General features: G+C 43.5%; 12 protein-coding genes and 1 tRNA gene. 10 read left to right on the top strand and 3 right to left on the bottom strand.

Annotation, left to right across the window (positions count from 1 at the left end):
* Positions 1 to 157 precede the first annotated feature (157 nt).
* The 3 genes from JXR01_01960 to JXR01_01950 all read left to right on the top strand — a co-directional run bounded on the left by JXR01_01960 (position 158) and on the right by JXR01_01950 (position 1,904).
* A tRNA-Ile gene (locus JXR01_01960) sits at positions 158 to 231 on the top strand.
* 78 nt (positions 232 to 309) lie between these two features.
* Entirely contained in the window at positions 310 to 873 is a 564-nt protein-coding gene (locus tag JXR01_01955) for a PaaI family thioesterase (GenBank protein ID QSH39056.1), read from the top strand.
* A gap of 35 nt (positions 874 to 908) precedes the next feature.
* The gene (locus tag JXR01_01950) at positions 909 to 1,904 is read left to right on the top strand and encodes an HlyC/CorC family transporter (GenBank protein QSH39055.1); all 996 of its coding nucleotides are present in this window, start codon (positions 909 to 911) and stop codon (positions 1,902 to 1,904) included.
* A 70-nt stretch (positions 1,905 to 1,974) separates the two neighbouring features.
* Here JXR01_01950 and JXR01_01945 read toward each other — a convergent pair whose 3' ends face one another.
* From JXR01_01945 to JXR01_01935, 3 genes are all read right to left on the bottom strand, one after another.
* A complete protein-coding gene (locus tag JXR01_01945) occupies positions 1,975 to 2,814 on the bottom strand; it encodes a hypothetical protein (GenBank protein QSH39054.1) in 840 nt (279 codons plus the stop codon).
* Between the two features lie 89 nt (positions 2,815 to 2,903).
* Positions 2,904 to 3,665, bottom strand: coding sequence for a GNAT family N-acetyltransferase (locus JXR01_01940; GenBank protein QSH39053.1), 762 nt, complete (start codon positions 3,663 to 3,665; stop codon positions 2,904 to 2,906).
* A 103-nt stretch (positions 3,666 to 3,768) separates the two neighbouring features.
* Positions 3,769 to 5,172: a hypothetical protein gene (locus tag JXR01_01935; protein QSH39052.1), complete on the bottom strand. Its 1,404-nt coding sequence runs from the start codon at positions 5,170 to 5,172 to the stop codon at positions 3,769 to 3,771.
* Between the two features lie 121 nt (positions 5,173 to 5,293).
* Here JXR01_01935 and JXR01_01930 point away from each other — a divergent pair, with 121 nt between their 5' ends.
* The 7 genes from JXR01_01930 to JXR01_01900 all read left to right on the top strand — a co-directional run bounded on the left by JXR01_01930 (position 5,294) and on the right by JXR01_01900 (position 12,135).
* Positions 5,294 to 5,578 (top strand): hypothetical protein, encoded by a 285-nt coding sequence (locus tag JXR01_01930; GenBank protein QSH39051.1) that lies wholly within the window; start codon positions 5,294 to 5,296, stop codon positions 5,576 to 5,578.
* 227 nt (positions 5,579 to 5,805) lie between these two features.
* Positions 5,806 to 6,483, top strand: a complete 678-nt coding sequence (gene rsmI, locus JXR01_01925) for a 16S rRNA (cytidine(1402)-2'-O)-methyltransferase (protein ID QSH39723.1) — start codon at positions 5,806 to 5,808, stop codon at positions 6,481 to 6,483.
* Positions 6,484 to 6,504: 21 nt separating this feature from the next.
* On the top strand, positions 6,505 to 6,744 hold the full coding sequence (locus JXR01_01920) for a hypothetical protein (GenBank protein QSH39050.1): 240 nt from the start codon (positions 6,505 to 6,507) through the stop codon (positions 6,742 to 6,744).
* Entirely contained in the window at positions 6,737 to 7,996 is a 1,260-nt protein-coding gene (locus JXR01_01915) for a hypothetical protein (protein QSH39049.1), read from the top strand. Before JXR01_01920 ends, JXR01_01915 begins: the two co-directional genes overlap by 8 nt.
* A 325-nt stretch (positions 7,997 to 8,321) precedes the next feature.
* Entirely contained in the window at positions 8,322 to 10,058 is a 1,737-nt protein-coding gene (locus JXR01_01910) for a type IV secretion system DNA-binding domain-containing protein (GenBank protein ID QSH39048.1), read from the top strand.
* Positions 10,059 to 10,121: 63 nt separating this feature from the next.
* Complete coding sequence (locus tag JXR01_01905; protein QSH39047.1) at positions 10,122 to 10,814, top strand: transposase; 693 nt, start codon at positions 10,122 to 10,124, stop codon at positions 10,812 to 10,814.
* Complete coding sequence (locus JXR01_01900) at positions 10,795 to 12,135, top strand: helix-hairpin-helix domain-containing protein (GenBank protein ID QSH39046.1); 1,341 nt, start codon at positions 10,795 to 10,797, stop codon at positions 12,133 to 12,135. Before JXR01_01905 ends, JXR01_01900 begins: the two co-directional genes overlap by 20 nt.
* The last annotated feature ends 1 nt before the right edge of the window (position 12,136 follow it).

The raw sequence follows: 12,136 nt of genomic DNA, 5'->3' as shown, positions 1-12,136 counted from the left end.
TGTATTTACACACTTTTGTCTGTTCAATTTTCATTTACACCAAGCCATATTTTCGGTATAGTAGCTCCCATTGCAACCATGTAAGGCAGGTTGTGAAGCAATATGCGACTGTATCAGGCAGGTTAGTGACGAGTCCTGATAGGTTGTGAAGTAATATGCGACTGTAGCTCAGGTGGTTAGAGCGCGTCACTGATAATGACGAGGTCCCAGGTTCGAGTCCTGGCAGTCGCACAAATCCCTTCCATTCAACCCTACACTAGGCTACTATTACTTACAGAGCGCTTATCAGCGCCTATTCTATATATAACAATGAAAGAAACACCTAATACACCAACAGAAGACGCCGAAAGACCTCGTCAATCTATGACGATGATGGAGCTTGCTGAAAAAGACCAGAGAGTTCCTCTTATAGATTACATAAATCACACTAAAGAACGGTATAAAAACGAAGGTGTTACTGTCGACAATTTTCGCTATTTCCCTGCAACAGATACCGAGCCAAGCAAAGTTGAAATAACTTTTACACCTGCTCGAGACCAAGAAGGGCATCATGGCATATCACATGGTGGCATCTCAACTTTTATGATTGATTCAAGTGCTGGTGCCTTTGCAATGAGTGTAGGGAAGCCTAATCAGGTAGCAATTACCAATGAACATCTAAATATTAAATTTCCAGGGTTTGTACGTACAGGCGTGCCAGTACGAGTAGTCTCACGCAAGGCAACCGATGTAGAGCTAAAAGAAGAAGAAGATAAAGGTCTTATATTAGACAAGCGACAAACTTTCGTTCATACAGATGTCATACAAGATGGTGAGGTGGTCACTTCAGGTAAAACGGTATGCAGCAGTATTCCTAATAGGGCATTAAAGTAACTACAGAGTGAAAGAATAGATACAATTAAATAAATATGGAATATTTTATAATCATAGCCCTCCTCGCATTTTCAGCATTATTCTCAGGTCTCACTCTGGGTCTCATGAGTTGGGACCCACAAGAGCTCAAACGTAAAGCTGACGGTGGCGATACCGACGCAGCAGAGCTCTATCCGATACGTCACGATGGTAACTTACTACTCACTACACTCCTTATCGGTAACGTTTTGGTAAACGCCGTACTTTCGATTTTCCTTGGGTCTATTACGACTGGTGTTATCGCCGTAGTGCTGGCAACAGTACTTATTGTCGCGTTTGGAGAGATATTACCTCAAGCTGCATTCAACCGAGACGGCATCTACTTAGGTGCTCGCTTTGCGTGGCTGGTACGGATTTTCATGTTTGTGCTGTACCCAGTGGCAAAACCAATAGCAATGGCATTAAACAAAGTTCTTGGCGCCGAACTACCCAACGTCTATTCAAAGCAAGAATTGATGAAAATAATTGAAGAGCACGAAGACGCACACGAAAGTGAAGTAGACGAAGATGAAGAGAGAATCATTAAAGGCGCACTAACATTTTCAGACAAAAAAGTGGAAGACATTATGACCCCACGTACGGTGGTACATGCATTTTCTGCAGACGACGTGATAAACGAAGAGCTATTGCAAGAAGTACGAGAATCAGGCCTTTCTCGCTTTCCAGTGTTCGAAGAAGATATGGATTCTATTGTTGGCATGCTGTATACCTCACAGTTGATAGGAAAAGATAATCTCGGTGCGCGTGTAGGAGACATTGCCTCAGGAGAAGTGCGGTTTATTCTTGAAGATGCGAGTCTTGATGACGCACTCCAAATGTTCTTAAAAACACGAAAGCATTTGAGTATCGTACGAGATGAATTTGGTGGTATGGCAGGCGTGCTTACACTCGAAGACGTGCTCGAAGAAATTATTCGCACCGAAATTGTAGACGAGCGCGATCTCCACCCCGACATGCGTGCATTTGCAAAGCAGTCACATAGCGATCAGTAGGGAATTAAATGCAGTATAAAAAGAAAACGCCGACAGCTAAAGCTGCCGGCGTCTGTAACGTTTGTATAATTTACTGCGTGTGACGCACGAGAATAAAGTTTCTCTCGCGATGTCCATTCTTTGCATGGCGATGGCTAGCCCACAAGAGGTTGCCATGCGCATCACGGTCAGAGCCAGAATCAACACCGTCATCAATGATTTTGTCAGGGTTGATGCCGTATATTTGAGTTGCTTTCGCTCTTATGAGAGCGTTCATATTGATGTCACCAATTTCTTCATTGATGAGAGCACCCTCAAATTGTTTTGCATAGTGTATCAGCCCACGATTATACTCACCGTACTCTGGATGAGTGGGGTCGTGCAAGAAATTGCTCTGGATACCGCCGAAGATACCCAGATGAACATCTTGCGGTCGATATCCTGCATCAAGGAATTCTACGACAATCGACTCGAGAATACCGGAATAGTCTCGGCTTGGATCACCGCCTGCAATGACAGTTCTGTCCATGACGCTGTCACGCCCAGCATGAGCCGCAATTACCATGTCGTCTGCGTAGGCAACGAGCGTGGCACAATCTGCCGAGAGCAGACCGAAGGCATCTCCATGCCGAACAATACAACCATCCGCATCACAGTTACCCATGATAATCGGGTGTTCGTGTCCATCAAACAGGGGGCTAAAGTCTCCTTGAGGCGCAAGTTCTCCATTTGCTTCCGTCGGTCGCGGCATCCAGAGTTTTTGAATGTTAGGAGGGGTTACCCCGAGGATTTCATCGAAAGTATCCAGTTTACTGCGGTCAACTGACCAATCAATATCCCCAGCACCGCTGAAGAGTTGAATTTCTGCTGGCCCGAAACCCGTAGTACGGGTTTCTACGCGACTTCTGTTAACGGCTGATGCTTCGAGCATTGCCGCCTCCTTTCTGTTAAAACGTACGAGTTACAACATGCATACTAATCTATCGACAATAGTACCTCGAAATACAAGTGTGTCAATACTTACGCAAAATAGTTCTTCTTTCCCGATTTAAAATCATCAGTTGTGTCAACCAAATCGAGGTGGTCATTATGTATACGCCCTTTCACCTCACGATTATTTTTGTCTTGGAGCCATTCTTTGCCATCCCAGAATTCTAAGTTAGAGAAATTTGTTTTGTAGCGCGATTTGTCGCCGTAGGCAGTGCCAATATAAAAATGTTTTTTACCTTCACTTTTTGCCACAGATGCTTCGTTAAGTAAGAACCACATACCAAACGAACTTTTAGCAAATTCAGGTGCATAAAAATAAAACCATACATGCGTCATGTCTTTGTCAGCTGCAAGAAATACATAGCCTGCCAACGTGTCACCATTTTCGTAAGACACAATATGCGTTAGTGCGTCTTCTTCTAGTATGTGATCCAAGCGTCCTGCTGGCATAGCGTGCGCACCATGGTGTGTTTCAAAATACGTAAGGCAGAAATCTTTAAAGTCTTGATTCGTCTCAAAATCTTTCTTAGCGTATACGGTGCGAGTAAATGCATATTCGTGTGCACGAAGTACTCGGCGGTTTTCACTATTTGGTTCCCACCGAGGAACTTCAATACGAGAACTGCGAGCCATATAAAAAGTACTCCAAATATCTTCTGAGCCCGAGTAGGGAAGGTATCCCTTTTCGTAAATCTCGCTCAAAGAGTCACCGGCCTCGTACTCGCAATAGTTACAGTACCCAAATGAATAGGTTCCGTAGTTGTGTGCAAATTCGCTGGAGAATGTTTTCATAATGATGCGTGATTAAATGTAGAAGTCTGAAATGGAAAGAGTTATAAGAGCGATGTCTATTACAGCATTACATGTAATACTGTAATAGGTATCTGAATGCATATTAAGTAAACGTGTTATCGAGCCATTCAGGAAGAGTATCGAGTACACCATCTAGGTTGCCCGAAGTAAGTACTAGTAGAACGGTATCTTCAGTAAGAGTTCCAGTTAGTTTTTCGTACACACTGTTTGCATCTTGTACTGGGATAGCCGATATACCAGACGCTTTAATACGACCAACTATTTCGTTTTGTGTGAGCTGCTTATGTGTATCAGATCCTTGTTCAGCTGGGTGGAATACCAGCACCTCTTTCATGTCTTTAAAAACAGTGTCATACCATTCTAATGCATCGCGGTTTCGCCAGCTGAACGTATGTGGTTCAAAGAGAGTAACTATTTTTTTGTCTGGATAGTGTAACGCTATCGCATCAATCGCAGCGCGAGCTTTTTCATACGAAGAGCCAAACCCTTCGTATGTTGGTATGCGAGAGGTCGTAGAGATTTTGTTTAAACGCCTCCGCACCCCACTAAACGATGCAATTGCCGATTGTAGTTCGTCGACTGTTACTAATTCACGTGTAAGAAGAAGAGCGGCAGCGCCAACTATATTTTGTACATTGTGGCTACCTAATAGTTGCGTTTGTAGTTTGGCGACTACTTCACCGTCATGCGTAAGGTCAAAGGTAGTGGTTTCGCCGTAGGAAATATTTGTAGCGTGCCACAGTGCTTCGTCACTAAGTCCGTAGGTAATGTATTGCGGTGCGTGTTCTAAAACCTCCGCTACGCCTTTGTTATCAATACAGGCAACAAGAAGACCGTGTTCTGGCATGTTTCGCAGCAGCTCAATAAAAGGTTGTACGTATTCTTTGTAGGTTGGAAACACATTCACATGGTCGTGTTCAACTGCAGTGAGAAGTACATCATCGGCGTTAAAATGCAGAAACTTAGAACTGTCATCCCAGTGTGCGGTAGGGTACTCGTCTCCTTCAATTATTGCCACTTCACCCGCTCCCTTGTGCGAAGTAAATTCCATATCCAGCGGGTAGGCACCGATAAAATAGCTCGGATCTTTTTCGGCTTGTACCAATGCCCACGACACGATGCTTGTAACGGTAGATTTGCCGTAACTACCAGCTACGATAATGCGATGCGCGTCGGCGGTTAGTTCTGCGATTACCTCAGGGAAGGATTTTATGTCGACACCTATTTCGTGAGCATGTTCTACTTCTGCATTTGTTTCTGGTGTCAGCTTTGCATTGCGGCCAATAATGACAAGATCAACATCTTCTGGAATGTTTGACGCTCGATATCCATGGTGGAAGGTAAAGCCAAGTTTTTCGACATAGTCAGAAGCAGGAGGGTAGAAGTTGTCATCAGAACCACTGACGTCCCAGCCAGCATCCATGAGTAATTTAGCCGTTGCGCTCATAGCAACTCCAGCAACACCAATAATATGAGCTTTCTTCATTGGCTGAATATAACACGCGAGGTAGGGGAATCAACATTTTGAAAGCTTTAAATATACTATTGACGCAGGGTGTACACTATGTTTTAATATAGCCTGTTCAACTTTTGAGAGAGGTTATAAGATGCGACAAAGTTTCAGAGATGGTTTAGATGTTATCTCCGGCGGGTCATTGTTTTTCAGTGCTATCGCAGGAGGAGCGTTGGTATGCGCTCTTGGGTTCGTGTTGTATACGCTCATTTCCCCGTTGGTTGTGGATGCGTACTACACCACCCAAACAGGAAAGCTGCATTTCCCAAGAACTGCCACCACGTACGGTTCAATCGTTGAATCGACTGGGGTGACAGCAGTAGCTGCACCTTCTGGTGCTCACTATCGCATTCCACTTCCAAACCCACGTCGTGGGTAAGTAGATGACAGAAAGTCATGCGTAACGGCAGAAGCCTCTCAGGGAGTTAAGAGTACATTAAGGGTCGCACGCAAGTGCGACCTTTTTTAAACCATTACTACTTAGTAACCGGACTACTAAGTAGTAGTCCGGTTATCGCTCATCATCAAATACAAAACATCCAATTAATTGGATGTTTTGTACGTATGGGCTATGCAAAGTCTCGCTATCACGGTATTGTTTCTCCAATGGAAAACGGAACACTCTATATAGTAGCGACACCCATAGGCAACCTTGAAGACATCACCCTTCGCGCCATTCGCATTCTTGGTGAAGCAGATGTCGTTTTTTGTGAAGACACACGGGTCACTCGACGCTTGTTCGAGAAGTATGAAATTAATACTCATCTTAAGAGCCTAAACGCCCGCACTGAGTCTATAAAAATAGACGAAGTACTTTCTCATCTCGAAAATGGAGAGCGTGTGGCGTATGTTTCAGACGCAGGCACCCCAACAGTCTCTGACCCTGGTTCACAACTCGTTGCACGAGTTCGTGAACACAACTTTACTATTGAAGTTATTCCAGGGGCCTCAGCTGTTACCGCAGCACTTTCAATAACTGGAGTATCAGCAAGCGAGTTTACGTTTTTAGGGTTTTTACCACACAAAAAAGGTAGGCAAACGCAACTGAAAGAAATCGCAGAAACAAACCGCACTGTCGTGTTATACGAGTCAACTCACCGAATTGTAAAACTACTTGATGAACTTACCGAACATGTAGGAGACAGAAAAATTTGTATCGCCCGTGAACTCACAAAAATATATGAAGAAGTACTTTGTGGTACTGGAGAAGAACTAAAGACACTCATTACAGAGACTCCAGAGAAACAAAAAGGGGAATTTGTCGTCATAGTTGCGTCTTTCTAGGACATGCTATAATGGCGCGATATGAAGCATACAAAGACTATTGTTACACTTGGAATCATTGTGGCATTGTTGCCATTTTTAGGTTTCCCGAGCTCATGGAAAAATATAATGTTCCTCATACTGGGAGCTGGTATCGCTGCACTCGCATTCCGTATGTACACTGAAACTCGTACTAAAACCCGCGCTGCAGACGGAGAAGAATTTTCATCTTACAAACAGAGTGCTATGCCTGATGCAGATATCTCAGTGGCACATGAATAAAGGAATTGCCCGCATCACCATATTGTGGGTAGCTACTCTTGTAGTCGTTTTAGCTATCGGAGTAGTCATCATCTTCGGTGCACCGGTACTTGGTAAGGGTGTTACTACCTATATTCCAAACGCACAGGCAAAAAATACCACTCAACCACAACATGTTTCGCAAGGACCACCACCTGTAAAGCACGTGCCTGTTCCGCCATTTGTACGTTCAGTATATATGAGCCAGTGCGCTGCTTCGAGTAATACTTTTCGCGAGGAGATTACATCACTTGTTGCAGAAACAGAAGTGAACTCTATTATTATTGATATTAAAGACTTCACCGGCACGGTAAGTTTCCCTCGAGGTGAAGGTGTTGAAGACCTTGGTGGAACTGGCTGTAAGGTATCCGACATGAAGGAATTCCTTGAGGAACTTCATGAAGACGACATTTACTTGATTGGACGCATCACTGTTTTCCAAGACCCACTCTACACGAGTGTCTATCCCGAGCTCGCAGTTCAAAGCAAAAGTAAAGGAATTCCTTGGCAAGACCACAAAGGGTTAGCATTTGTAGATGTTGGAGCAAAACCTTTCTGGGATTACATTGTAGACATTGCAAACGAATCGTATGCAATTGGATTTGATGAATTGAACTTCGATTACGTTCGGTATCCTTCAGATGGTCCAATGAGTGATGTGCAGTTTAATCACTCCGACTATTCGCAACGACAGGTAGAGCTCGAGAAGTTTTTCAGATATATCTCTCAAAAAGTACGAAAACCAGATGCTTTTGGAAATATACCAGTGCTCTCAGCCGACTTGTTTGGAATGACGACCACAAACTCAGATGACCTCACTATTGGGCAGGTACTTGAACGCGCAACACCATATTTCGATTACATTGCACCAATGGTATACCCATCTCATTACCCACGAGGGTTTAATGGATACGCGAACCCGAACGATGAAGTATACGGAGTAGTAAAATATTCTATGGATAGGGCAGTGGAGCGGGTAACGGCAACGACGACAAAAATTGGCTCATTTGCGTATGAGCGTATGGGTACAAGCACTCCTGCTATCTACAGTAAGCCGGCACGCGATCCGAATGTGCTACGGCCCTGGTTGCAAGATTTTGACTACGGAGGGGATTACGGACCGGTAGAAGTGCGAGCACAAATTCAAGCAGCATACGATGCTGGGCTACACAGCTGGATGCTGTGGGCACCGAGCAACTACTACACACGAGGAGGACTTGAGTTAGCAAAATAATAAGTGCTGTGTTAGCTTGAACTAAGGTAGAGTTTTCAGATAGATATCTAATTTAAGCACGGAGGTGCCCAGTGATGAGGTTAGACGAAGAGTATCAAATCAGAGAAAGCATAAGGGAAGCGAGCCATGATTTCTCAAGACTAAATGGTTTTTTGGAGAAATGGGCGCTGCTTCTGGTAATTGTGCTGTTTGCCGCAGCGGTGCTTCTTGGTGCAGTATTGCATCATCTCGATACGTGAAAACTACCACAAAAGTCCCCGCCGTGCGTAGCACGGCGGGGATTAATACTATATATGCACAAAGGAAGTACGATATACTTATCGTTATGGATGATAACTACGAATACGATCCGCAACGCGTAGTCTATTTTGGTGCGACTGATTCACGAAACAAGCAGATTCCATTTGGTATTCGAGCGCTTGACCGAATGCGCCACACGTATGTGATTGGGAAGACTGGTATGGGTAAATCGACCTTGTTAGAAAACATGGCGATTCAAGACATACAAAATGGCGAAGGAGTTTGTTTTATCGATCCGCACGGAAGCACAGCAGAAAAACTCTTAGAGTACGTACCAGAGTCACGTATTAAGGACGTTGTGTATTTTGCACCGTTTGATATTGAATACCCTATAGGATTCAACGTCATGGAAGACGTTGGGTACGACAAACGACACCTTGTCGTTGCAGGGCTTATGAGTTCGTTTCAACGTATTTGGGTAGATGCGTGGTCTGCTCGTATGGAGTATATTTTGCAAAATGTACTTTTAGCCTTGCTTGAGTATCCAGGCACGACGCTTATTGATGTAAACCGCATGCTCATCAACAAGGAATTTCGCAAAAAAGTTGTTGAGTATGTTACCGACCCAATCGTAAAACGTTTTTGGACAGAAGAATTTGCTGCCTACACCGATCGGTATACTCAAGAAGCAACGCCGGCAATTCAAAACAAAATAGGGCAATTTGCGTCAAATCCATTGGTGCGAAACATTATTGCGCAACCGAAATCTACCTTTGATATACGAGAAATGATGGATACCCAAAAGATTTTTATTGTGAACTTATCGAAAGGGCGCATGGGCGAACAAAATGCAGATCTTTTAGGAAGCATGCTTACCACAAAAATCTACCTTGCTGCTATGAGCCGTGCCGAAGACTCAGCAGAAACACTTGCTCAGTTACCCCCGTTTTACTTATACGTTGATGAATTTCAGTCAGTGGTTAACGCATCGTTTGCGAACATACTCTCTGAAGCTCGTAAATACAAACTGTCGCTTACCATTGCTCATCAGTATATAGAGCAGGTAGATGAAGATATCCGAGCGGCAATTTTTGGAAACGTAGGAAGTATTATTACATTCCGCGTCGGTCCATTTGATGCAGAAGTGCTGAAAACAGTATTTGAGCCCACGTTTTATGCGGAAGACTTGGTAAATCTTGGATTTGCTCAAATTTATCTCACACTCATGATAGATGGTGTTGGGTCTAAACCATTCTCTGCAAAAACACTTCCACCGGTGGAGAATGCACCTTCTAATTTTGTTGGGCAAATTATTGAGAATTCACGAACTGTCTACAGCAAGCCACGCGCAGAGGTTGAAAAAATGATAGGCGAGGTTGATTCTAAGATTGCTCCAGGAGGGTTTGAAAAACCAGCCAGTCAGTGGCCAAAGAAAAAAAAGAAAAACGGGGACGGCAATGGCAATGGCAACGATGCGAACAACGGAAATACTCCAACACAACAATCCGTAGAAAAAAAGGATGCAGTGGTTAAAGACAATAATCAACCAGCTGGTGGAAAAAAAGCGAAGAAGATCACTAAATCTAAAGAGGTAACACCCAAGAATGGGAATTCAGCACTTCGTGACGCACTGGCAGAAATTACCAAATCTGTTAAAAATAAGGAGCCAGAAAAGGGAAATAAGGGTACAGTGGCTCCCCAAAAAGAGCAGCAAGACACGAAACCTTCACCGACACCTATAAAGAAAGAATCGGCAAAAGAAGAATCCAACAGCGAGGTTTCTAAAGAGTCCCTCGAAAAACTACTTAATGTAGAAGAGTAACCATAAATTAAGTAGTCCGGTTACTTAAAAAGCAGTACTCCGGGCACGCTGAATTCCAAAAGTATGCGAAAAACACAACTAGCAAACGATGAGTATTATCATGTATATAATCGCGGTACTGATAAACGCAAGATTGTTCTAGACGCAGAAGACGCCAACAGGCTCGTTCAAAGCCTTATTGCATTTAACACCGCATCATCAATAGGGAGTATATATAGTCACTATTACAAGAATAAAATAAATTTAAGTAGTCCGGTTACTAAAATCGACGATCCATTGGTTGATATTGTATGCTATTGCTTTAACACGAATCATTTTCATTTTCTTCTTAAGCAAATAAGCGATGGCGGAATATCAAAATTTATGCAGAAGTTTGGAACAGGGTACACTCGGTATTTCAACGAGAAGTACGAAAGAACAGGAGTATTATTTCAAGGGAAGTTTAAAGCACGGCATATATCAAACGATGCAGATTTGTTGCGTATGAGCGCATATGTAAATCTCAACAACCGTGTACACCAACTTAGTGCTTCGAATACTAAGTTGGTTAGGTCAAGTTGGCTTGAATATACTGGTAAAAAGAATAAAAGTGCTTTGTGCAGCAAGGATATAATACTAGAACAATTTAATTCACTAGAAACATACCTTCGTTTTGCGAAAGAAACAACAAAAGCAATCGCACGCGAAAGAAGCGAGGTTGACAAAAGCGAGATAGAAAAAGTTAAAAAAGAATTTTATGGCTATTACTTCGACTAACGTAGTGCTCCGGGCACTACTCACATCAGCATTATTATTCTGTGTCTCGCTTTATACTTTTTCGCCTGTACTTCTTTTTGCCGCTCACGGTGACGGTGAACTTATAAATATTAATACTGCGGACAGTGAGCTTCTCGATACACTCGATGGAATTGGTCCGTCACGGGCTCAAGATATTATCGACTATCGAACGAACAACGGCCTCTTTGCTACTATTGAAGACATTAGTAATGTTTCAGGTATTGGTGAGCCGGGTTCGTCTTCGTACGAAAAAATAAAAGACCATATTACGGTCGATGAATCAGCTGACACATCTAGCACTACTACAACAACACAAAGTCAGGCAAGCGGAACAACAATTACCAATGTGACACAATTCCAGTACGAAAGTGTCACTATCCAGCCACCCGAGGACGTATATATTCGTGTACCAGAAACCCTCACCACAGTTGCCGGTTCGTTTACTCCTTTTGAGTTTGAGAGTTACGATGCAACCGGTGCAGTTGTTGAGGACGGCAACGTTTCGTGGGCATTTGGCGATGGCGCCACAGCAAATGGAAGAGACGTTGGGCATAGTTTCATGTACGAAGGGACATACATCGTGCATATTTTGCTTGAACTAGGTGCGCTGAGTGACACCAAGACTATTACGGTGACAGTACTACCACTTGATGCGTCGCTTGTCATTTCTGAGAAAGGAGAATGGGTAGCTATTGCGAATCACAGCACCACGCCTTTAAATGTATCAAACTGGCGGCTCACTACTGATAGTCAATATTTTATTATCCCAGAAGGCACCTACATCCAAAGTGGGGCAGAGGTTCGTTTTCCAACCCAGATAACAAAACTCTCACGATTATCAGGAACACAGCGCGCGTTCTTAAAATATCCTAATGACGAAGTGGCACTCGACAGTGCGACACAAAATGAAGATGTCGCGGTGTCTCTAGCTACAACTACTGCACTCACTGAAACTATGCAAGAAGCTACACCTACTGATGCATCAGTAGGTGTAGCTTCTCAAACAGGCGGATCATCTGGTGCTACCGTTATTGGATATCCGCTTGTTAGCATTGAAACGTATACTCCAAAACAGGATGTACAAGAGAGCGTTGAACCAGAAAAGGAAATAACTCAAAACGCCAGTTCAAGCCAAGCAGCAGCTATTATTCTTAGCGAGCCTGTACAAACCGGAGGAAGTGCTCTGTATTGGTATATCGCATTGGGAGCGATGCTCTTATTTGCTATAGTCGGTGTACTACTTATCCGACCGCGAAAGCTTGTAGTAGAAGGATACGAGGTGATTGAAGTAAAAGAATAAG

The organism is Candidatus Kaiserbacteria bacterium (assembly GCA_017134395.1).
GTDB lineage: Bacteria > Patescibacteriota > Minisyncoccia > Phycocordibacterales > UBA2100 > UBA2100.
This window is presented reverse-complemented; position numbering and strand designations above follow the sequence as displayed.

What these genes read in the sequence shown, in the direction of transcription:
- JXR01_01950 (QSH39055.1), top strand. Translation starts at nt 909, where the DNA reads ATGGAATATTTTATAATCATAGCCCTCCTCGCATTTTCAGCATTATTC.
- JXR01_01920 (QSH39050.1), top strand. Translation starts at nt 6,505, where the DNA reads ATGAAGCATACAAAGACTATTGTTACACTTGGAATCATTGTGGCATTG.
- rsmI (QSH39723.1), top strand. Translation starts at nt 5,806, where the DNA reads ATGGAAAACGGAACACTCTATATAGTAGCGACACCCATAGGCAACCTT.
- JXR01_01915 (QSH39049.1), top strand. Translation starts at nt 6,737, where the DNA reads ATGAATAAAGGAATTGCCCGCATCACCATATTGTGGGTAGCTACTCTT.
- JXR01_01905 (QSH39047.1), top strand. Translation starts at nt 10,122, where the DNA reads ATGCGAAAAACACAACTAGCAAACGATGAGTATTATCATGTATATAAT.
- JXR01_01945 (QSH39054.1), bottom strand. Translation starts at nt 2,814, where the DNA reads ATGCTCGAAGCATCAGCCGTTAACAGAAGTCGCGTAGAAACCCGTACT.
- JXR01_01940 (QSH39053.1), bottom strand. Translation starts at nt 3,665, where the DNA reads ATGAAAACATTCTCCAGCGAATTTGCACACAACTACGGAACCTATTCA.
- JXR01_01935 (QSH39052.1), bottom strand. Translation starts at nt 5,172, where the DNA reads ATGAAGAAAGCTCATATTATTGGTGTTGCTGGAGTTGCTATGAGCGCA.
- JXR01_01910 (QSH39048.1), top strand. Translation starts at nt 8,322, where the DNA reads ATGGATGATAACTACGAATACGATCCGCAACGCGTAGTCTATTTTGGT.
- JXR01_01930 (QSH39051.1), top strand. Translation starts at nt 5,294, where the DNA reads ATGCGACAAAGTTTCAGAGATGGTTTAGATGTTATCTCCGGCGGGTCA.
- JXR01_01900 (QSH39046.1), top strand. Translation starts at nt 10,795, where the DNA reads ATGGCTATTACTTCGACTAACGTAGTGCTCCGGGCACTACTCACATCA.
- JXR01_01955 (QSH39056.1), top strand. Translation starts at nt 310, where the DNA reads ATGAAAGAAACACCTAATACACCAACAGAAGACGCCGAAAGACCTCGT.